General features: G+C 63.6%; 16 protein-coding genes and 1 other annotated feature. Of the genes, 7 read left to right on the top strand and 9 right to left on the bottom strand.

The genetic code is table 11. From position 1 onward, the window contains the following. Positions 1–84: 84 nt before the first annotated feature. From RM190_RS04035 to RM190_RS04025, 3 genes are all read left to right on the top strand, one after another. Complete coding sequence (locus RM190_RS04035) at positions 85–1,497, top strand: PAS domain S-box protein (protein WP_311758121.1); 1,413 nt, start codon at positions 85–87, stop codon at positions 1,495–1,497. A 136-nt stretch (positions 1,498–1,633) separates the two neighbouring features. Next, positions 1,634–1,978 (top strand): CidA/LrgA family protein, encoded by a 345-nt coding sequence (locus RM190_RS04030; protein WP_311758120.1) that lies wholly within the window; start codon positions 1,634–1,636, stop codon positions 1,976–1,978. Further along, positions 1,975–2,691, top strand: coding sequence for an LrgB family protein (locus RM190_RS04025; RefSeq protein ID WP_311758119.1), 717 nt, complete (start codon positions 1,975–1,977; stop codon positions 2,689–2,691). Before RM190_RS04030 ends, RM190_RS04025 begins: the two co-directional genes overlap by 4 nt. Here RM190_RS04025 and RM190_RS04020 read toward each other — a convergent pair. The 8 genes from RM190_RS04020 to RM190_RS03985 form a co-directional block, all read right to left on the bottom strand. After that, positions 2,657–3,460, bottom strand: a complete 804-nt coding sequence (locus tag RM190_RS04020; RefSeq protein ID WP_311758118.1) for a Crp/Fnr family transcriptional regulator — start codon at positions 3,458–3,460, stop codon at positions 2,657–2,659. The genes RM190_RS04025 and RM190_RS04020 overlap by 35 nt on opposite strands. Positions 3,461–3,858: 398 nt before the next feature. Next, positions 3,859–4,623, bottom strand: coding sequence for an SDR family NAD(P)-dependent oxidoreductase (locus RM190_RS04015; RefSeq protein ID WP_311758117.1), 765 nt, complete (start codon positions 4,621–4,623; stop codon positions 3,859–3,861). After that, positions 4,620–5,453 (bottom strand): PCC domain-containing protein, encoded by an 834-nt coding sequence (locus RM190_RS04010; protein ID WP_311758116.1) that lies wholly within the window; start codon positions 5,451–5,453, stop codon positions 4,620–4,622. The genes RM190_RS04015 and RM190_RS04010 overlap by 4 nt, the downstream gene beginning before the upstream one ends. Beyond that, entirely contained in the window at positions 5,450–7,060 is a 1,611-nt protein-coding gene (locus tag RM190_RS04005) for an acyl-CoA synthetase (protein WP_311758115.1), read from the bottom strand. The genes RM190_RS04010 and RM190_RS04005 overlap by 4 nt, the downstream gene beginning before the upstream one ends. Beyond that, positions 7,057–8,226: an acetyl-CoA acetyltransferase gene (locus RM190_RS04000; RefSeq protein ID WP_311758114.1), complete on the bottom strand. Its 1,170-nt coding sequence runs from the start codon at positions 8,224–8,226 to the stop codon at positions 7,057–7,059. The genes RM190_RS04005 and RM190_RS04000 overlap by 4 nt, the downstream gene beginning before the upstream one ends. Next, on the bottom strand, positions 8,223–8,987 hold the full coding sequence (locus RM190_RS03995) for an IclR family transcriptional regulator (RefSeq protein ID WP_311758113.1): 765 nt from the start codon (positions 8,985–8,987) through the stop codon (positions 8,223–8,225). Before RM190_RS03995 ends, RM190_RS04000 begins: the two co-directional genes overlap by 4 nt. Before the next feature lie 78 nt (positions 8,988–9,065). Continuing rightward, positions 9,066–10,082, bottom strand: a complete 1,017-nt coding sequence (locus RM190_RS03990; protein WP_311758112.1) for a TRAP transporter substrate-binding protein — start codon at positions 10,080–10,082, stop codon at positions 9,066–9,068. Positions 10,083–10,131: 49 nt separating this feature from the next. Continuing rightward, positions 10,132–12,009 carry a TRAP transporter large permease subunit gene (locus tag RM190_RS03985; RefSeq protein WP_311758111.1) on the bottom strand — a complete coding sequence of 626 codons (1,878 nt, stop codon included), beginning with the start codon at positions 12,007–12,009 and terminating at the stop codon, positions 10,132–10,134. Positions 12,010–12,352: 343 nt separating this feature from the next. Then, positions 12,353–12,408, top strand: a sequence feature (sul1 is cis-regulatory element that is thought to sense ions involved in sulfur or methionine metabolism; They are found in Alphaproteobacteria). Between the two features lie 22 nt (positions 12,409–12,430). Here RM190_RS03985 and RM190_RS03980 point away from each other — a divergent pair. After that, a complete protein-coding gene (locus RM190_RS03980; RefSeq protein WP_311758110.1) occupies positions 12,431–13,837 on the top strand; it encodes a SulP family inorganic anion transporter in 1,407 nt (468 codons plus the stop codon). A gap of 42 nt (positions 13,838–13,879) precedes the next feature. Here the strand turns inward: RM190_RS03980 and RM190_RS03975 are convergent, their stop codons facing one another. Continuing rightward, positions 13,880–14,716: an amidohydrolase family protein gene (locus tag RM190_RS03975; protein WP_311758109.1), complete on the bottom strand. Its 837-nt coding sequence runs from the start codon at positions 14,714–14,716 to the stop codon at positions 13,880–13,882. Positions 14,717–14,859: 143 nt separating this feature from the next. On the opposite strand from RM190_RS03975, the gene RM190_RS03970 reads away from it, so the two are divergent. The 3 genes from RM190_RS03970 to RM190_RS03960 all read left to right on the top strand — a co-directional run bounded on the left by RM190_RS03970 (position 14,860) and on the right by RM190_RS03960 (position 18,022). Continuing rightward, the gene (locus tag RM190_RS03970) at positions 14,860–16,170 is read left to right on the top strand and encodes an ABC transporter substrate-binding protein (RefSeq protein ID WP_311758108.1); all 1,311 of its coding nucleotides are present in this window, start codon (positions 14,860–14,862) and stop codon (positions 16,168–16,170) included. 85 nt (positions 16,171–16,255) lie between these two features. Continuing rightward, complete coding sequence (locus RM190_RS03965) at positions 16,256–17,152, top strand: carbohydrate ABC transporter permease (RefSeq protein WP_311758107.1); 897 nt, start codon at positions 16,256–16,258, stop codon at positions 17,150–17,152. Positions 17,153–17,155: 3 nt separating this feature from the next. Further along, positions 17,156–18,022, top strand: coding sequence for a carbohydrate ABC transporter permease (locus RM190_RS03960; protein WP_311758106.1), 867 nt, complete (start codon positions 17,156–17,158; stop codon positions 18,020–18,022).

Raw genomic sequence — 18,022 nt, 5'->3', positions numbered from 1 at the left:
CGCCATGCAAGACCCAATTGACGACCCGGCGCGCCCCCCTATGATCCATTGGAAGCTCTGGGGGAAAACAGCCGAATGGATCTGATGAATACGCTGTCAACGATGGCGGATCGCATCCGCGCGTTCCCTTGGTCGGAAACGGAATTGGGGCCTGTCGAAGGCTGGCCACCGTCCTTGTGCGCCGCGGTGGAGTTGATGCTGCCCGCTCAGGCGCAGATCGTGATCTTCGCGGGCGCGGATTATGTCGCGCTTTACAATGATGCCTATGCCCCGACCATCGGGCAGAAGCATCCCCATGCACTGGGCCGCCCGGCGCGCGAATACTGGGCGGAACTCTGGTCCGATCTTGAACCGCTTCTCGCCCATGTCCGGCAGACGGGGGAAACGGTGTCGGCCAAGGATCGGCCCTTCTATATCCATCGCGACATCCTGCCAGAGACCGTCTATTTCGACATTTCCTATTCCGCGATCCGTGACCCGGCCGGAAAGGTCCATTCCGTGTTCTGCATCGTCAGTGAAACGACCGAGCGGGTGCGCGCCTTTGCGACCGAAAGCAGGTTGGCGGCGATCGTGTCCTCATCCGACGATGCGATCCTCGGGACGGATACCGCGCAATGCATCACCGATTGGAACCACGGCGCCGAGCAGCTTTACGGCTATCGCGCCGAGGAGGTGATCGGCCGCTCCGTCACCATCCTTGTCCCCGCGCATCGCCCGCATGAGGAAGAGGAGATCATGGAGAAGATCCTTGCCGGAGAGCGGGTGGAACCGCACGAGACGCAAAGGGTCTGCAAGGATGGCACGCTGAAGGACGTGTCGCTGACGGTCTCGCCCATTCGGGACGAATGCGGTCAGGTCGTCGGCGCCTCAAAGATTGCCCGCGACATTTCCGGCCGGAAAGAGGCCGAGCGTCTGCAGCGCGTCCTGATGGGAGAGTTGAAGCACCGCGTCAAGAATATCCTGGCGAATGTTCAGGCCATTGCCCGGCAGACCTTTCGCGAGGTGGACCCGACCGCCGCTACGGTCTTCAGCAAGCGGTTGCAATCTCTGGCTACGGCTCATGACCTGCTGACCCAGGAAAGCTGGGAGGGCGCGCGGATATCGACGGTGGTGGCGAAAATCCTCAGCGTCTATGATCCCGGCCGGTTCAGCATGCAGGGAACGGATTTCACCATCCCGCCCCGTGTCGTGGTGGCGATTTCGTTGGCGCTTCATGAACTGGCGACCAATGCCGTGAAGTATGGCGCTTTGAAGGCGCCCGAAGGGCGCGTCGAGATTTCCTGGAACAGGACAAGTGAAGAGCAGGCCGGCTTCGAGCTTCGCTGGATTGAACGCGGCGGACCGGCAGTTACGCCGCCCGCCGCCGAAGGTTTCGGTTCGGTCCTGATCCGTGATGTCTTGGCCGCCGAACTGGGAGGCGAGGTCGAGTTGCATTACGACCCCGAGGGGCTGACCTGTATCGTCCGCGCACCGGGAGAGGCCGAGTGGGAAAGCTAGGCGGCCCCAAAGGCCATAGCTGAAACCAAGGCCCGGGTGGGGCAGGGGGCGGACCCCGGTGGTTGCCCTGTCCGATGAAGAACCTATTCCGAAATGCGGGCTAAACAGGTCGTACCGGACCTGATAGCACAGACAGATGATCCCAGCACTGGCCATCTTGCTGTCCTTCCAACTCGTCGGCGAGGTTGTCGCACGCGGGCTGGGACTGCCTTTACCCGGCCCCGTAATCGGGCTTCTGGCGCTGGTCGTCAGTTGCAGCCTGCGCCCGCCGCTTGCCGAGCGCCTGCGGCCGGTGGTGCAGGGCCTGCTGGGCAACCTGTCACTGTTTTTCGTGCCCGCCGGAGTCGGCGTCATCGCCCATGTCGGAGAGTTCCGCAGTGATGGGCTTGCCATCGCAATTGCCTTGACTGTGTCGACCGCATTGGCGATCGGCGTGGGGGCGATCGTCTTCAGGCTGGTTGCAAGGGGGGGCGACGAATGACCACGCCTGCGCTGATATGGTCCTATCTGTCACAAGAGCCGCTGCTTTGGCTGACGGCCACCCTGATCGCCTATTGGCTGGGCGATCGCTTCTTTCGCGCGACCGGGCGGCAAAGCTGGGCCAATCCGGTGCTGTTCGCGGTCATTCTGCTGGCGCTTGTGCTGCTCGTGACGGGAACCACCTATCAGACCTATTTTGAGGGCGCACAGTTCGTGCATTTCATGCTTGGCCCCGCCACAGTCGCCTTGGGGATGCCGCTTTACGAGAACCTGCACCGCGTTCGGCGTGCAGCGCTGCCACTGATCGCAGCGCTGGTCGCGGGGTCGGTCACGGCGGTCCTGTCCGTGCTGCTGATTGCCCGGGGCTTCGGGCTGTCCCCGGTCATGCTGGCCAGCCTTGCGCCCAAATCCACGACCGCCCCCGTCGCCATCGGCATCGCCGAGAACCTGGGGGGTGAGCCGACGATCACTGCCGTTCTGGTGCTGCTGACAGGTATGTTCGGGGCGATCATCGCGACGCCGCTTTTGAACCTTCTAAGGATCCGGGATTGGCGGGCGCGGGGCCTTGCGGTCGGTGTCGCGGCGCATGGCATCGGGACGGCGCGGGCCTTTCAGGTGAATGAGACGGCGGGTGCCTTTGCCAGCATCGGCATGGGGCTAAACGCCGTGCTGACCGCGATCATTGCACCGCTGCTTCTACACCTTTTCCGCTGAGCGCGGGCCGTGCCTTGTTCCTGTCACTCCGCCCTGAACTTGCGATATCGATCAGGCGGTCGGGCCGGTGAACGATGACCGTCCTATGCCCGCTTGAGCTGATGATCCCTTGTGATCGCAGCCAGCTCATCTCGCGGCTGAACGACCAGCGGGTGACGCCAAGATGGTTGGCAACCATGCCCTGGGTGGCCGGGAAGGTGATCCGAACCGGCCCGGCATTGCCTTTGACCGCCCCGTCTTGCTGTTCGCATAGATGGACCAGGTAAAGGGTCAGCTTCTGCCGGGCATCGGGACCGGACAACCAGGCGATCATTTCGCGCGAGGCATCGATCTCCTTTATCAGGATGTCGCGAAGCTGTGCTTCCATCGCGGGCATTGCCTGCATCGAGTTCTCGAAGTCTTGCTGGTCGAAGGCGCAGACCCTGACATCCGTCTCGGCCCGGAAGCAATAGGGGACGGGTTGGCCGCCGGTTCGGCCAAAGAAATTGCCCTCTGTCAGGAACCGTACGATCCTTTCATCCCCATTCGGCAAGGCGTATCCGACCGAGACGGTGCCCTCGACAACAATGCCTGTGAAATGGGGGCGATCGCCAGGGCGGAAGATGGTCTCGCCCGCGGAATATTCCCGTTTGCCCTTTAGCTGGCTGATGCTACGCAACTCGGTCAGTTCGCAACCGCCGCACAGGGTTTTCTGCCGCGCACGGCAGTAAAGGCAGGCGGCCAGTTGGACCTCTGAGGCGTCCATCGGGATCGTCCGATCGTGCTTCATTGGGAATCCTTTCGCATGGATTCTGTCAGGACCCGCGACCCTCAACCAAGATGCAGTCGACGCTGGCAAACAGGACAGTCCGTGGAAATTTCGCAGGATAGGCAGTCGGTGCAATGAAATGCGCAAACCGGGTTTCCCGATACCTAGATCCGGTGCCGTGCTGCGGCAACGGCGCTATCGGGAATGTGTAAATCAGCAACGCTGATGCCGGCGTCGCGCGCTCAATTCAAGGTAATATATTGAAATTATGAAATAAAAATTACATCTGTGCCTGGCAGAAAGCGCGGAAATCGGCCAAGCCAAGGGACCGTGACGCAGCGGCAAGTCCACCCGCAAGAAATGCGGCCCGCGCCGGGGGCGGGGCCGCTTCCTCATGTCGCAATGGCTGCGGCTTGCCCTTAGTTCAGGTCATCGCCGCGGCGCAGGGCGGGCAGGCCGACGCCCGATGCGTCAAAGCCGCCATCCGCGGCCAATGTCTGTCCGGAAACGAAACTCGCCTTGTCCGAGCACAGGAACACCACAGCCTCGGCGATCTCGCGCGCCTCGCCATAGCGGTTCAGCGGGATCGCGTCGTAATAGGCCGAGATGATCTCGGGCGCGTGGACGGCCATCGCCAGCTTGGTGCGGACAGGGCCGGGGGCCACGCAGTTGACGCGGATGCCCTGTTCGCCCAGTTCCGCCGCGAATTGCTTCGTCAGGTGGATCACCGCAGCTTTCGATGTGCCATAGGCCACCCGCAGCGTCGATGCCCGCAGACCCGAGATCGAGGCGATGTTCACGACCGCGCCCTTGGTCTTGGCCAGTTCCTCGGTGCAGGCTTGCGTGCACAGGAAGACACCATCAAGGTTGGTGGCCATGACTTCGCGCCACGCCTGAAAGCTGGTCTTGCCCACGCGCGAGAACAGCGCGACGCCGGCGTTGTTGACCAGCGCATCGATACGGCCGAAGGCGGCAACGGTTTCCGCGACCATGCGCTCGACCTGTTCCGGATCCGAGATGTCGGCTTCGACCGCCAGCACGTTTTCCATTTTCGAGGCGATGGCGCGCAGTTCCTCGACATCGCGATCGACCATCGCGACGCGCCATCCCTGTTCAAGGAAGATCTCGGTGGCGGCAAGGCCGATGCCGCGGCATCCGCCGGTGACGATGGCGACTTTGTTCATGGGGTCGTTTCCTCAGGTTCAATGATCAGTTCAAGCGTCACGCCAACGGGGTTGTCTCCCCGCGTCAGCGTGCCAGTCGCGATGCTGCCGTCGATATCGACGACATCGATGCGGATGCGGGCGCGGCCATCGACCAGCCGGGCGTCGTCAAAGCGCAATTCGGTCGCAAGGCAGTCCATGCTGTGGCCTTCGGCAAAGCGGACATGGTCGATGCTGCCGACGGCATGCAGCCGGGCGTCGCAGATACCGTGGCTCGCGGCGATCTGTTCGATCGCGGTCACCACGTCCTCTCCGGGCAGGATGCGGACGAAAAGGCCCGCGCCGGTCTCGCCACCCTGCGGGGTGAACAGGGTAAAGGCGGTTTCGTGGTCGGGCAGCGCCTCGAACCAGGTTCCGGCAGAGCCAAGCCCTGTCACCTCGACATCCGCCGCGATGATTGCCTCCATGGGCAGCAGATGGCCCATCCATGTCTGGCTGTCCGAGGACCAGATGCCGTGGCAATGCAGGAAGGTCGCGCCGTCCCGGATGCCGACCGAAGCGGTCGAGTTGCGGATGGTCCAGGCCCCTTCCGGGGCGTGGGTGTCGGAATACCAGGCGGCGTGTTGGCCGTCCTTGGACAAGGCCGGCAGAACGAAGCGCATCGGCTCGCACGTGACACCGTCAAGGCAAAGCGTGCCGCCCTTGCAGTCGTGGGATGCGAAAAGCGCAGCGACCGCCTGCATGACGGTCTGTCCGGCGGGCAGGGTGCCGCATACGGGTTTCAGTTGCGCGGCGCACACCTGTGCCCGCTGGGCTGCGCGGGGGCCGGGATGGTTCATGCGAGCGGTCACGCGTTGGCCTTTTCACCGATCAGGCCACGGGCCTCGAGTTCTTCGCGGATCATCTTCTTGGTGATCTTGCCATAGGCCGATTTCGGTAGGGCGTCCCAGAACAGCACCCTCTTTGGCATCTTGTAGCGCGACAACTTGCCGTCCAGAAACGCCAGCACCTCGTCTTCGCCGACCGCGCCCGAGGCGACGCAAATGGCCCAGCCGATTTCACCCCACAGGGGGTCGGGAACACCCAGAACGGCGACTTCGCCGATGGCGGGATGGGTCAGCAGCTTTTCCTCGATCTCGCGCGGATAGACGTTGGAACCGCCCGAGATATACATGTCGGATTCCCGACCCGTGATGAACAGATAGCCCTGTTCGTCCACATGGCCCAGATCCCCGGTGCGGAACCAGCCGTCGCGAAAGGATTTCGCGTTGGCCTCGGGGTTCTGGTAATAGCCTGCAAAGACTGCCGGGCCGATGCAGCAGATCTCGCCCGTTTGGCCGGGGGGCAGTTCGACGCCCCTGTCGTCCTGAATCTGAATCTCGATCCCGGTGCGGGCATGGCCGCAGGTGCCGATGCGGGTGGTCGGGCCATCCTCTGCCTCGTGCAGATGGGCGGGCAGGACGGTGATGTTGCCCGTACATTCGCCAAGCCCAAAATACTGGACGATCACCTTGCCCAGGGTGCGCAGTGCCTTTTGCTGGTCAACGCGATACATCGGCGCGCCCGCATAGATGATATAGCGCAACGACGACAGATCGGCCGCCACGGTCGATGGGTGTTCGACCAGCAGTTTCAGGATCGTCGGCACCGTGAACATGGTCGAGACGCGCCATTCCCGGACCAGATCCCAGACCTGCGCCACGTCGAAACGCTCGGTCGGCAGCAGCACCGTTTTCACGCCGCGCGCGATCTGGGTCAACTGGTGGACGCCCGCGCCATGGGAGAGCGGCGCGACGACCAACGACGCGTCATCCGAGGTCAGCCCCGGCATCAGGTCGGCAAGGTGGTTGGTCACGACAAAGGCCATCTGTCCATGCGTCAGGACCGAGGCCTTGGGGCGGCCAGTGGTGCCCGAGGTGAAGAAGAACCAGCACGGATCGTCGCGCAGTACCGGGGCCACCGCCGGGCGCTGTCCCAGGGACTCGGCCGTAATCTGCTGGACCGAGGGCGCGAAATCCGACTCTCCAAAGGACAGGATCGTCGTGAGTTCGGGGCACCCAGCCTTGCAGGCGCGCGCATGTTCGGGAAAAGCTGCATTGCAGATCATCAGCCGCGCGCCCGAGGATTGGGTCAGATAGACGACCTCCTCGGGGGTCTGGCGGAAGTTGGCGGGCACCCAGACGCCGCCGGCGCGCCAGACCGCGAACATCGCCTGCATCATCTCAAGGCAGTTCTGCGACTGGCACATGACCCGGTCGCCCTTGTTCAGGCCGAAACGGGTCTGCAGGGCGTGGGCCAGCGCATCCGTCCGCGCCTCGAACTCGGCCCAGGTCCAGCGGATGTCGCCCATGACAAGGGCAATCGCGTCCGGCTCTCGCCGGGCGATCTGGGTCAGGAAGGTGGCAAGGTTCATCACGCGGGTCGAGACGGGCGCGACTCCGCCCTTGGGATCGGTCATTTGCGGCGCTCCAGGATCGAGCAATAGCTGGCGACGGCGGCACCGCCCATGTTGAACACGCCGCCAAGTTCGGCGCCGGCAAGCTGCATCTCGCCCGCCTCTCCCATCAGCTGCATGGCGACCATGACATGCTGGGAAACCCCGGTCGCGCCGATGGGATGGCCCCGCGATTTCAGCCCGCCCGAGGGGTTCACCGGCAGGGCGCCGCCAAAGCGGGTCACGCCGTCGCGGATGACGCGCCAGCCCTGTCCGCGGGGGGCAAGTCCCATCGCCTCGTATTCGATCATCTCAGCGGTGGTGAAGCAGTCATGAGTCTCGACCAGGTCAAGGTCCATGATCCCCAGTCCCGACTGTTCCAACGCTTGCCGCCAGGCCCGGTGTGGTCCGTCGAAGGCGATGGGGTCGCGCCGCGACAGCGCAAGGTAATCTCCTGCCTGCGCCCGCGCCCGAAAGCTGATCGCGCGCTGCAAGCCTTCGGCCACCTCGGGCGCGGCAAGGACGATTGCAGCGGCCCCGTCCGACACCAGCGAGCAGTCGGTGCGCCGCAATGGCCCCGCGACCAAAGGGTTCTTGTCCGAGGGCGTATTGCAGAACGCAAGGTCGAAGGGCTTGCGCATATGGGCATAGGGATTGCGCATCCCGTTCTCGTGGTTTTTGGCCGCGATCATTGCCAGTTCTTCCGAGCGATCACCATGGCGCTGGAAATAGGTCTCGGTGATGCGGCCGAAGACACCTGCGAAGCCGCCGGGCGTGTCGCCCTCTTCCTCGACATAGCTGGCCGACAGAAGAATGTCGCCGATCTGGTCGCCGGGCGTCGCGGTCATCTTCTCGGCCCCGATCACCAGCGCGACCTTGCCCCGGCCCGATGCGATGAAATCCGCAGCCGCATAAAGCGCGGCCGAGCCGGTGGCGCAGGCGTTCTCGGCCCGCATGAACGGAATGCCGGCCAGTTCGGGCGTGCCCATCGCCACCAGCGCGCCCTGGAAATCCTGCCGCGTGAAGCCGTTGTTGTAGACGCCGGTGAATATGCCGTCGACATCGCCTGCACCGATCCCGGCGTGGTCCAACGCGGGAAGCGCGACCTCCTGCATCAGGGCCATTGTATCGGGGGCTTCGGACTTGCCGAATTTGCCATGCGCCCAGCCTACGATCAGGGGGTCGGTCATGCTGAACTCCTTTTCGGATCGGATTCCGGTTTGCGGCCAAGCGCGGCCAGTCGTGTTTCGATCTGCTGCACCTCGGTGCGCAGGGACGCGATCAGGTGCGGGCGACGGTCGGCCTGCATCCGGTTTTCAATCGCGGCAATGGACAGCGCACCGGCGGGACGGCCATCGGGCCAGCGAAAGGCGACACCAAGGCCCCACGACCCCGGCACGATCCGGCCCTGATTGAAGGCAAAGCCCTGCGCGCGCGCCTGAACCTCGTCGGCGGCAAGGGCGGGGGCAAGGTCTCCGACCAGATGGTCCACTCGCCGCCGCAGTGCCTCGGCCTCAATTGGGGGCAGGGCTGCAAGGATTGCCAGCGCGCCCGCGCCCACCCCCGCCGGTTTGCGGTCACCCCGCATCAGGGCATAGGTGCGGACAGGAAAGCTGCCCTCGATCCGCTCAAGGCACAAGGTGTGGTCGTCCTGCGGCACCGTCAAAAGAACGGTGTCCCCCGTCTCTTCGGCAAGCCGCAGCATCGAGGGCCGGGCATGGTGCAGGATGCCGTGGCGCTCGGCTGCGAAGCTGCCCAGAAGATAGGTTTCGGGGCCCAGGTGATAGCGGCGCGACAGCGGGTCCTGATCGACAAGCCGTGCCGCGGCCAGCGCCAGCAGCAGTCGCCGGGCGGTCGGCCGGGTCACCCCGGCCTGATCCGCCAGCCACGCGAGCCCCAGCCCCTCGCTGCCGCCCCTGCCGACCAACGACAGCAGCGAGAGCGCGCGCATGACCGCCTGCGAACCCGATCCCCCGGCAAGGGCAGTCGGTGACAGCGCGATATGAGGGCCGGGGTTCATTGCGCGGGATCAGACGAGCTTGCGCCCGATTGCGGTCTCAAGGATTTCCCACGCCTCGTCGCCATAGGTCTTCTTCCACTCGGCATAGAAGCCCGCTTCGCGCAGCTTGTCCTCGAAGGGTTTCGGATCGACGTCGTTGAAGACGAAGCCTTCCTTCTCAAGATCGCCCTTCAGCGAAGCATTCAACTCCATGACGTCCTTGCGCTGCTCGACGGCCGAGGCGTTGAAGTTCTTGGCAACGATCTGCTGGGCGTCCTCGGGCAGGGCGGCCCAGGCGCGGCGGTTGCCCAGCAGCCAGAAGCCGTCCCACATGTGGTTGGTCATCGACAGGTATTTCTGGACCTCCCACATCTTGGCGACCTTCATGATAGCCAGCGGATTTTCCTGCCCGTCGACGATGCCGGTCTGAAGTGCGGTATAGACCTCGGCGAAGTTGATCGAGGCGGGGGCCGCGCCGAAGCCCGAGAACATCGAGGTCCAGAGCGGGCTGACCGGAACGCGGATCTTGAAGCCCTCGAAATCCTTGGGCGTCACGATCGGCTGCTTCGAGGACGTGGTCTGGCGGTAGCCGTTGTCCCAGATCTTTTCCATGACGACCAGCCCGGCCTGTTCGATCTGGCCGCGGGCATAGGCGCCAAGGTCGCCGTCCATCGCCTTCCAGACCGCATCGTAATCGGGGAAGGCAAAACCGATGCCGTTGATCGAGGCGTTCGGCACCAGCGTCGACAGGATGATCGGCGAAAGCTGGAAGAACTCGACCCCGCCCGAGCGCAGCTGGCCCAGCACGTCGGTATCCGCGCCAAGCTGGTTCGACGGGAAGATCTGGATGTCGACGCTTCCCGAGGTCTCTTCGGCGATGCGCTTCACCGCTTCCTGCAGGCGGATGTTGCTGGGGTGCTCAAGCGGCTGGTTGTTCGCGATCTTGTAGCTGAATTCGGCCGCGCGGGCAGCGCCCGGACGGATGAAGGGGGTGGCAAGCACGCCCGCAGTTGCGCCAAGCAGGACAGAGCGACGAGTAATGATCATGGGTTCCTCCTCCCAAAGGGTTCCAGTCGTTTCGTTTTGTTGTCGGTTTTCAAAGAAGCGCGGTCGAGAACCACGGCACTGCCGCGATGGCCAGAAGTCCGATCAGAAGCGCGGCAAGATAGGGCCAGATCTTGATCATCACCTGTTCGGCCGGGACGTTCGCGATCTTGCAGGCGATATAGAAGCCGATGCCGATTGGCGGGGCCATCAGCCCGATGTTCATCGCGGTGACGATCACCATCGCGTAATGGATGTCGTGGATGCCCAGCCCGCGGGCGATCGGGAACATGATCGGCGCCAGCAGGACGATTGCGGGCAGCCCTTCAAGCACGCAGCCCAGCACCAGAAAGATCACCATCGACGCCAGCATGAACACGATCCACCCGCCCGGCAGGCCGGTGACAAGGTTCATCAGGTCGCGGGCAAAGCCCGATTGCGTCAGCCCCCAGGCCATGGACGAGGCCGCGCCCAGGATCAGCAGGATCGCGCCCGACATTGCCGCCGTCTCGACCAGCATCTTGCCCGTGGCCTTCAGCGGGATGCCGCCATACAGGATCGCGCCGATGATATAGGCGTAAAGCACCGCGATGGTCGACACCTCGGTCGCGGTGGCGACGCCGCCACCGACCAGGCTGCGGATCATGAAGGGCAGGACCAGTGCAGGCGCCGCGATCACTGCCGCTTTCAGGATCATCGGCAGGGTGGCGCGACGCACGCCGCTCATGTCCTCCTTGCGCGCCTTCCAGCGGGCCAGCAGCGCCAGGACGACCAGCAGCACCATCGCGATGGCAAAGCCGGAGGTGAACAACCCGGCGATCGACACGCCCGCGACCGAACCCAGCACGATCAGCACGATCGAGGGCGGCACGGTATCGGCCATTGCCGCGCCGGTTGCCAGCAGGGCGGTCATTTCGGGCGCAGAATGGCCGCGGCGGCGCATTTCCGGGAACAGCGCGGGTGCAACGGTGGCCATGTCCGAGACCTTGGAACCCGAGATGCCCGAAACGAGGAACATCGAGCCAAGCAGCACATAGCTCATCCCCGCCTTCACATGCCCGAAGAGCGAAGCAAGGAAGTTCACGATGGCTTTGCCCATCCCGGTGGCGTCAAGGATGCAGCCCAGCAGCACGAAGACCGGCACCGACAGCAGGATCAGCGAGGACATGCCCTCGTCAATCCGGCCCACCATCACGAAGACGGGGGCGCTGGTGGCGAAGGTCAGATAGGACAGCGTGCCAAGCGCGAAGCAGAAGGCGATCGGCACCCCGATCCCCAGCAGGATGACGACGAACAGGCCCAGAAAGATCGGAAGGTTCCAGTTCCCGATTCCCAGAAGGGCCGGGCGGATCTGGAAGAAAAGCGCTGTCACAAGCGCGGTGATCAGGATCGTGCCCAGGATCGTGCCCCAGTCGCGGGTGCGAAGCACCGCGATCAGCGTCAGCACTGCCATCAACGCTATGCCTGTTGGCAGAGCGGCGGCGCGCCAGGACATTGGCAGCCCAAGCGCGGGCGAGGTGACGAAGCTTTCCTCATAGGCATATTCGACGGCCACCGGCAGCAAGCGCAGCAGCAGCAGGCAGACCAGCACCTGCCCGGCCGTCTCGGCAATGCGGGCGATCCGTTCCGGCAAAAGGGGCAGGAAGACCGTCAGCCTCATATGCTCGTGACGGTCGACGGCCAGCGCGGCACCCAGCATCGCCATCCAGATGAAACTGATCGAGGCGACCTCGTCCCCCCAGATCAGTGGCGTGGCCAGCACATAGCGGAAAAAGACGTTCGCCAGCACCGTGACGATCATGACCAGCAGAAGCCCGGCCGCGAGAATTTCGATAGGGCGCATCCAGCGCTCGGCCCGCTTGGGTTGGGCCAAGGACTCGATACCGCCCAGAGCCAGCTCGGAGTCTGGCTGAAGCTCGGTGACTTGCATTTCTTCCTCCCTCGTCGCGCGGCTCTACCCAGCCTTGCCTTAGTTCCATGATATGGACGTGTGGCTGCGCAATCGGGCCGATCTTGGAGGCAGAACTTACCGGATGCCAAGATGGAAAATCGACTTGTTCGACATTTTTTGTGGATTCAATCAGATGGAATTCCATATTATGAAATCGAATGTGCGAGAAGCCGCGCGACAGTGTGGAACAGAGAGGGCGAAGGCGTATCTGCTGCAGCCGGCCCAGCTATAAAGTCTCCAGAAAGCCGCGCGCCCTCTGGACACCGTGCGAGGCCGGTGCCCTTGGCATTCGGACCAACTCGCCTTATCACGCGGGCAATCGTTCGGACCCGGTGCAAATCCGGGTGGCTCTTCCGGCCGCCGATCCGCCGGATAACGTCTCATAAACGCGCCTTTCATCATGAACAGTTCACGGCACTATCTGCGCCAGTGGCAGGAAAAACCTGTCCGGGAAGTCCTCGCCGGTGCAGTCGCAACCTTCGCGCTCATCCCCGAGGTCATCGCCTTCTCCTTTACCGCCGGGGTCGATCCCCAGGTCGGGCTTTTCGCGTCTTTCGTCATCAGCATCGTGATTGCGGTCTTTGGCGGACGGCCCGCCATGATCTCGGCCGCGGCGGGTTCGGTGGCGCTGGTTGCCGCCCCGCTGGTCCGGGAACATGGGGTGGAATACCTGTTCGCCGCAGGGCTGCTTGCCGGGGCGATGCAGCTGGTCTTCGGTCTTTTGCGCCTGAGTTCGCTGATGCGCTATGTCTCAAGCTCGGTTCGGACCGGGTTTGTCAACGCCTTGGCGATCCTGATCTTCTCGGCGCAATTGCCGCATATCCTGAACGCGGGGGCGATGGGTTACGGTGTCATCGCGGCAGGGCTTGCGATCATCTATCTTGCGCCTCGCCTGACGACCCGCATTCCCGCGCCGCTGATCTGCGTGGTGGTGCTGACCGCACTGTGCGTCGCGCTGGATATCGACGTGGCACGGGTCGCGGACCTTGGCAAATTGCCCCAAGGCCTGCCGATCCTTGCATTGCCCGAGGTGCCGTTCGACCTTGGGTTGCTTCGGGTAATTTTCCTGCCCGCGCTGGCCATCGCCATGGTCGGACTTCTGGAATCGCTGATGACGGCCAGTGTCGTCGACGACCAGACCGCCACCCCGTCGGGCAAGGATGCCGAGGCGCGCGGACTGGGTCTTGCCAATATCGCCGCAAGCCTGTTCGGCGGCATCGCGGGCTGCGGCATGATCGGGCAGACCGTCTCGAACGTGAAATATGGCGGACGGGGACGGCTTTCGACGCTGGCGGCGGGGGGTATCCTGTTGCTGCTGATGGTGGCGATGAAGGATGTCGTCTCGCAGGTGCCGGTGGGCGCGCTGGTCGCGATCATGATCATGGTGTCGATCGACACGCTTGACTGGGCGTCGCTTCGACGGCTGCGGGGCAATCCGGGCCTGTCGAACGTGGTGATGCTGGCCACCGTCGCCGTGACCGTGATCAGCCATAACCTGTCGCTGGGCGTGCTGGTCGGCGTGCTGCTGAGCGGGATCTTCTTCGCGGCCAAGGTGGCGGGGATGCAGCGTGTGACCCGGCAGGGCGACACCTATGTCGTCGAGGGGCAGGTCTTCTTCGCCTCGTCCGACGCCTTCATCGACGCTTTCGATCCGCGCGACCATGAAGAGCCGGTGACGATCGACCTGACGCGAGCAACCCTGTGGGACATTACCGCCGCCGCGGCACTGGACAAGGTGACGGGCAGGTTTGCCCAGCATGGGTTGCCGGTCCATGTCGTCGGCATGGCCGGGGGGCTTCCGCGCTGAACCGGCTGGCCGCCTGCGCGGAGCAGGCGGCCAGCCATAGTCCTAGCCTGCGATCCTCCAGATCCGCCGCGCGTTCCTGTGAAAAATCGCGGCGCGCTCGTCCGGGGTGCAGCCGCTGAGCAGATCGTGGCTGGCGCAGACCCATTCGGCAAGGTTCGAATGAAGCGTGCAGACCGGGCTGTCGGACCCCCAGACCATGCGATCCGGGCCGAAGCTGTCCAGCACATGATCGACCCAGGGGCGAAGGGTCTTCAACGTCCAGTTGCCGCCGGTATAGGCCGTGATGCCTGACAGCTTCAGACTGACATTCGGCCGCCGCGCCAGATCCGAGATTGCTGCCGCCCACTCCGTGAAGGCGCCACCCGCGATGTCGGGCACGCCGCAATGATCAAGCACCAACGCTGTGTCCGGGGCGGTATCCGCAAGGGCCGCGCCAAGGGGCAGCTGCCGCGCCAGCAGGCACATGTCGAAAGGCAGGCCGGCCTGTCCGAGACGCCGGATATTCTCGCGAAACACCGACGTTTGCGAGATGTCGTCGGGGACGACATGCAGCACGCGGCGGACACCCTTGACCACGGCAGGGTCGATGCGTTCCAACCATGCCGCGAAATCCGCGCTTTCGGGGCGCGCGGCGCTGATCGCACCGCGCAGCAGGCTGCCGGGCCGCGCAATGAGTTCTGCGATGAAGGCGGTTTCGGCGTCGATATCGGTCTGGGCGACATCAACCTCCATGTGCAGGACATCGGTGATGCCGATGCGGCGGGCGGTCGCCTCATATTCCGCATAGGTCCAGTCCCGGTTCAGCGCCGGTGCCTCGGCGAGCCAAGGATAGGACAGCCTGCCGCGATCCACGAGATGAAGGTGGGTGTCGAAGATCATGGTGGCCTCCTGCCAAGCGCACTGACAGTCCGGTCTTACTTGACTCTTGAACAGCTGTCACGTTTAACCATGAAATGAAGTTCGAGATATGAAATCCGCCTCGTCAGGCGGACATCGCCGACTTCAAACGGGGGGGAGAGATTATGAAATCATGGGTTGCCGGCTCGGTGCTGGCGCTTTCCGCGGGCCTTGGTCTTGCCACGACCGCCCTGGCCCAGAACGAATTCGACGGCGTCACGATCGAGGCCAAGCTGATCGGCGGCCAGCAATACGAGGCACTTTATGCCCGTATCGCCGACTGGGAGGCTGCGACCGGGGCCAAGGTCAAGATCATCAGCCAGAAGAACCATTTCGAACTGGACAAGGAATACAAGGCCGATATCGCCGCAGGCACGACCAACTGGTGCGTCGGATCGAACCATTCGTCGTTCGCCCCGCAATATCCAAACCTGTTCACCGACCTCGCGCCGCTGTTGCCCCCCGAGACGGTGGCCGGGTTCGTTCCGGCGAACATTTCGGCCGCGACCATCGAGGGCAAGCTGGTGATGCTGCCGCGCGCCCAGTTCGACGTCTCGGCGCTGTATTACCAGAAGCAGCTTTACACCGATCCGGCCAAGGCCGAGGCCTTCAAGGCCAAGTTCGGCTATGATCTGGCCCCTCCGGAAACCTGGGACCAGTTCCGCGATCAGGCGATCTTCTTTGCTGCGCCGCCGAATTTCTACGGCACGCAATATGCCGGCAAGGACGAGGCGATCAATGGCCGCTTCTATGAACTGGTCGTCGCCAATGGCGGCAAGATGTTCAATGACGACTGGACGCCTGCCTTCAATTCGGATGCCGGGAAGCAGGCATTGCAGTGGTTCGTCGATCTTTACAAGGCGGGTGCGGTGCCGCCCGGCACAACCAACTATCTGTGGGACGATCTTGGCAATGGCTTTGCCTCGGGCACGGTGGCGCTGAATCTGGACTGGCCAGGCTGGTCGGGCTTCTTCAATGATCCGGCCAATTCCAAGGTCGCGGGCAATGTCGGTGTGGCCCCCGCGCCCAAGGGCTCGGCCGGCGTGCGCACCGGCTGGTCGGGCTTTCACGGCTTCTCGGTCACCGAGAACTGCGCGAACAAGGAGGCCGCAGCCTCACTTGTCGACTTCCTGACCAACGAGGAAAGCCAGAAGCTGGAATCGGCAGCTGGCTCGTTGCCGACGCGCACGGCGGTCTGGGATGCCATCACCGCGGCCGCCAAGGATGATCCGTACAAGTCCGAAGTACTGGCCGCCTTCCAGGAAACAGCCAAGACCGCTTTCCCGGTACCGCCGACCCCTTACTGGATCGAGGCCGGGAACCTGATCTTCCCCGAATTGCAGGCCGCAATCCTTGGTGACAAGACCGTCGATCAGGCGCTTGAAGACGCATCCGGCGCGGTCGAGGACCTGATGCGCGAAAACGGCGTCATCTGAACCGGCTGGCCGGACGGACGGCGTGCCGTCCGGCCTTTCTTCGAGACACCCGCGCCCTGCATGGGTGCCAATATCCGGATAGCCCATGACCCGCGCAAAGTTGCCGCCATGGCTGGTTCTATTGCTGCCTGCATTCATCATCATCCTTGGGGTGGTGATGATCCCATTGCTGCTTTCGCTTTATTCCAGCTTCACGCCCTATCACCTGACCCGGCCCGAGACGCTGTGGAAATGGATCGGGACTTACAATTACAGCAAGGCTGCGACCGACCCGAATTTCTGGCGCGCGTTTGGCCGCACCGTGGCGCTGCTGACCATCGCACTGAATGCCGAGATGCTGCTTGGCCTTGGCCTGGCGCTGATGGTGGCGCGGGTGACGCGCGGCCAGCGGCTGCTCCGCACCGCCATGATGTTCCCGATGATGTTTTCGCCGATCCTTGTCGGCTTCCAGTTCAAGTTCATCTTCAACGACAATGTCGGGCTGGTGAATAACGCCCTGCAGTCGCTGGGCCTGACCGACGTGGCGATCCCGTGGCTGGTCGACGGGAACCTGGCACTGTTTGCGATCATCGTGGCAGAGGTATGGACCTCGACCTCGGTCTTCGCGATCCTGATCCTGGCCGGGCTGTTCGCGCTGCCGCAGGACCCGCTTGAGGCCGCCAAGGTCGATGGCTGCACGCCTTGGCAAAGCTTTCGCTATGTGACGCTGCCGTTCCTGATGCCCTTCATCTATATCGCCATGGCGATCCGGTCGCTGGACGTGGCGCGGGCCTATGACATCGTGCAGGTGATGACGAATGGCGGGCCGGCACGACGTACCGAGTTGCTGTGGACCCTCATCGGACGCACCGGCTATGTCGATGCCCGCATGGGTTACGCCAATGCCATGGGGTATATCGCGATCCTGCTGTCGATCGCCTTCACCGTGTATTTTTTCCTGAAGCTGCAATCCGCGCGGCGCGAGCTTGGGATGGGGGATTGATCCATGGCATCCGCTGCCCAACACCGCCTGCGCAAGCGCCTGCTGAAGACCGGCCATTTCATCGGCCTGTTCCTGGCGATGAGCATCATATGCATTCCCGGCCTGTGGGTCGTCCTGAATAGCTTTCGCCCCACGGTCGAGATCATGGCAAAGCCGCCGGTCTGGATTCCCCAAAGCCTCAGCCTTGACCATTACCGCGCCATGTTCGGTGGCGCGGGCGAGGGGGGAATTCCAGTCCTGACCTATTTCAGGAACTCGCTGATCATCTCGGTCACCTCGACACTGATCGCGCTTCTGGTCGGGATGGCGGGGGGCTATGCCTTTGCCCGCTACAAGTTCAAGGGCAAGGCCGCGATGTTCGTCGCGCTGATGGCCAGCCGCGCCGTGCCCGGCGTTGCGCTGTCGCTGCCCTTGTTCATCATCTTTGGCCGCACCGGCATCATCGACACGCATTTCGGGCTGATCCTCGTCTATGTCTCGATGAACGTGCCCTTCACAATCTGGCTGATCGACGGCTTCTTCCGGCAGGTGCCGAAGGAACTGGCCGAGGCCGCGGAAATCGACGGCTGCACCCGCTGGCAGGCGTTCTGGCGGGTCGAGTTCCCGGTGGCGCGCGCCGGCATCGCCTCGGCCGGGATCTTCGCCTTCCTGACCAGCTGGAACGAATACGCGCTGGCCAGCCAGCTGACACGCTCGACCACGTCGAAGACGATGCCCGTGGGCCTTCTGGATTTCACCTCGCAATTCACCCTCAACTGGGGCGGCATGTGCGCGCTGGCGGTGCTGATGATCATCCCCGCGCTGGTGCTGACCTTCCTCGTGCAGAAGCACCTCATCGCCGGCCTGACCTTTGGCGGCGTGAAAGGATAA

Source organism: Paracoccus broussonetiae, assembly GCF_031854425.1.
GTDB classification, from domain to species: domain Bacteria; phylum Pseudomonadota; class Alphaproteobacteria; order Rhodobacterales; family Rhodobacteraceae; genus Paracoccus; species Paracoccus broussonetiae.
The sequence above is the reverse complement of the archived record's forward strand: the minus strand, read 5'-3'. Positions and strand labels throughout refer to the sequence as shown.

What these genes read in the sequence shown, in the direction of transcription:
- RM190_RS04035 (WP_311758121.1), top strand. Translation starts at nt 85, where the DNA reads ATGAATACGCTGTCAACGATGGCGGATCGCATCCGCGCGTTCCCTTGG.
- RM190_RS04030 (WP_311758120.1), top strand. Translation starts at nt 1,634, where the DNA reads ATGATCCCAGCACTGGCCATCTTGCTGTCCTTCCAACTCGTCGGCGAG.
- RM190_RS04025 (WP_311758119.1), top strand. Translation starts at nt 1,975, where the DNA reads ATGACCACGCCTGCGCTGATATGGTCCTATCTGTCACAAGAGCCGCTG.
- RM190_RS04020 (WP_311758118.1), bottom strand. Translation starts at nt 3,460, where the DNA reads ATGAAGCACGATCGGACGATCCCGATGGACGCCTCAGAGGTCCAACTG.
- RM190_RS04015 (WP_311758117.1), bottom strand. Translation starts at nt 4,623, where the DNA reads ATGAACAAAGTCGCCATCGTCACCGGCGGATGCCGCGGCATCGGCCTT.
- RM190_RS04005 (WP_311758115.1), bottom strand. Translation starts at nt 7,060, where the DNA reads ATGACCGATCCCAAGGGCGGAGTCGCGCCCGTCTCGACCCGCGTGATG.
- RM190_RS04000 (WP_311758114.1), bottom strand. Translation starts at nt 8,226, where the DNA reads ATGACCGACCCCCTGATCGTAGGCTGGGCGCATGGCAAATTCGGCAAG.
- RM190_RS03995 (WP_311758113.1), bottom strand. Translation starts at nt 8,987, where the DNA reads ATGCGCGCGCTCTCGCTGCTGTCGTTGGTCGGCAGGGGCGGCAGCGAG.
- RM190_RS03990 (WP_311758112.1), bottom strand. Translation starts at nt 10,082, where the DNA reads ATGATCATTACTCGTCGCTCTGTCCTGCTTGGCGCAACTGCGGGCGTG.
- RM190_RS03985 (WP_311758111.1), bottom strand. Translation starts at nt 12,009, where the DNA reads ATGCAAGTCACCGAGCTTCAGCCAGACTCCGAGCTGGCTCTGGGCGGT.
- RM190_RS03980 (WP_311758110.1), top strand. Translation starts at nt 12,431, where the DNA reads ATGAACAGTTCACGGCACTATCTGCGCCAGTGGCAGGAAAAACCTGTC.
- RM190_RS03975 (WP_311758109.1), bottom strand. Translation starts at nt 14,716, where the DNA reads ATGATCTTCGACACCCACCTTCATCTCGTGGATCGCGGCAGGCTGTCC.
- RM190_RS03970 (WP_311758108.1), top strand. Translation starts at nt 14,860, where the DNA reads ATGAAATCATGGGTTGCCGGCTCGGTGCTGGCGCTTTCCGCGGGCCTT.
- RM190_RS03965 (WP_311758107.1), top strand. Translation starts at nt 16,256, where the DNA reads ATGACCCGCGCAAAGTTGCCGCCATGGCTGGTTCTATTGCTGCCTGCA.
- RM190_RS03960 (WP_311758106.1), top strand. Translation starts at nt 17,156, where the DNA reads ATGGCATCCGCTGCCCAACACCGCCTGCGCAAGCGCCTGCTGAAGACC.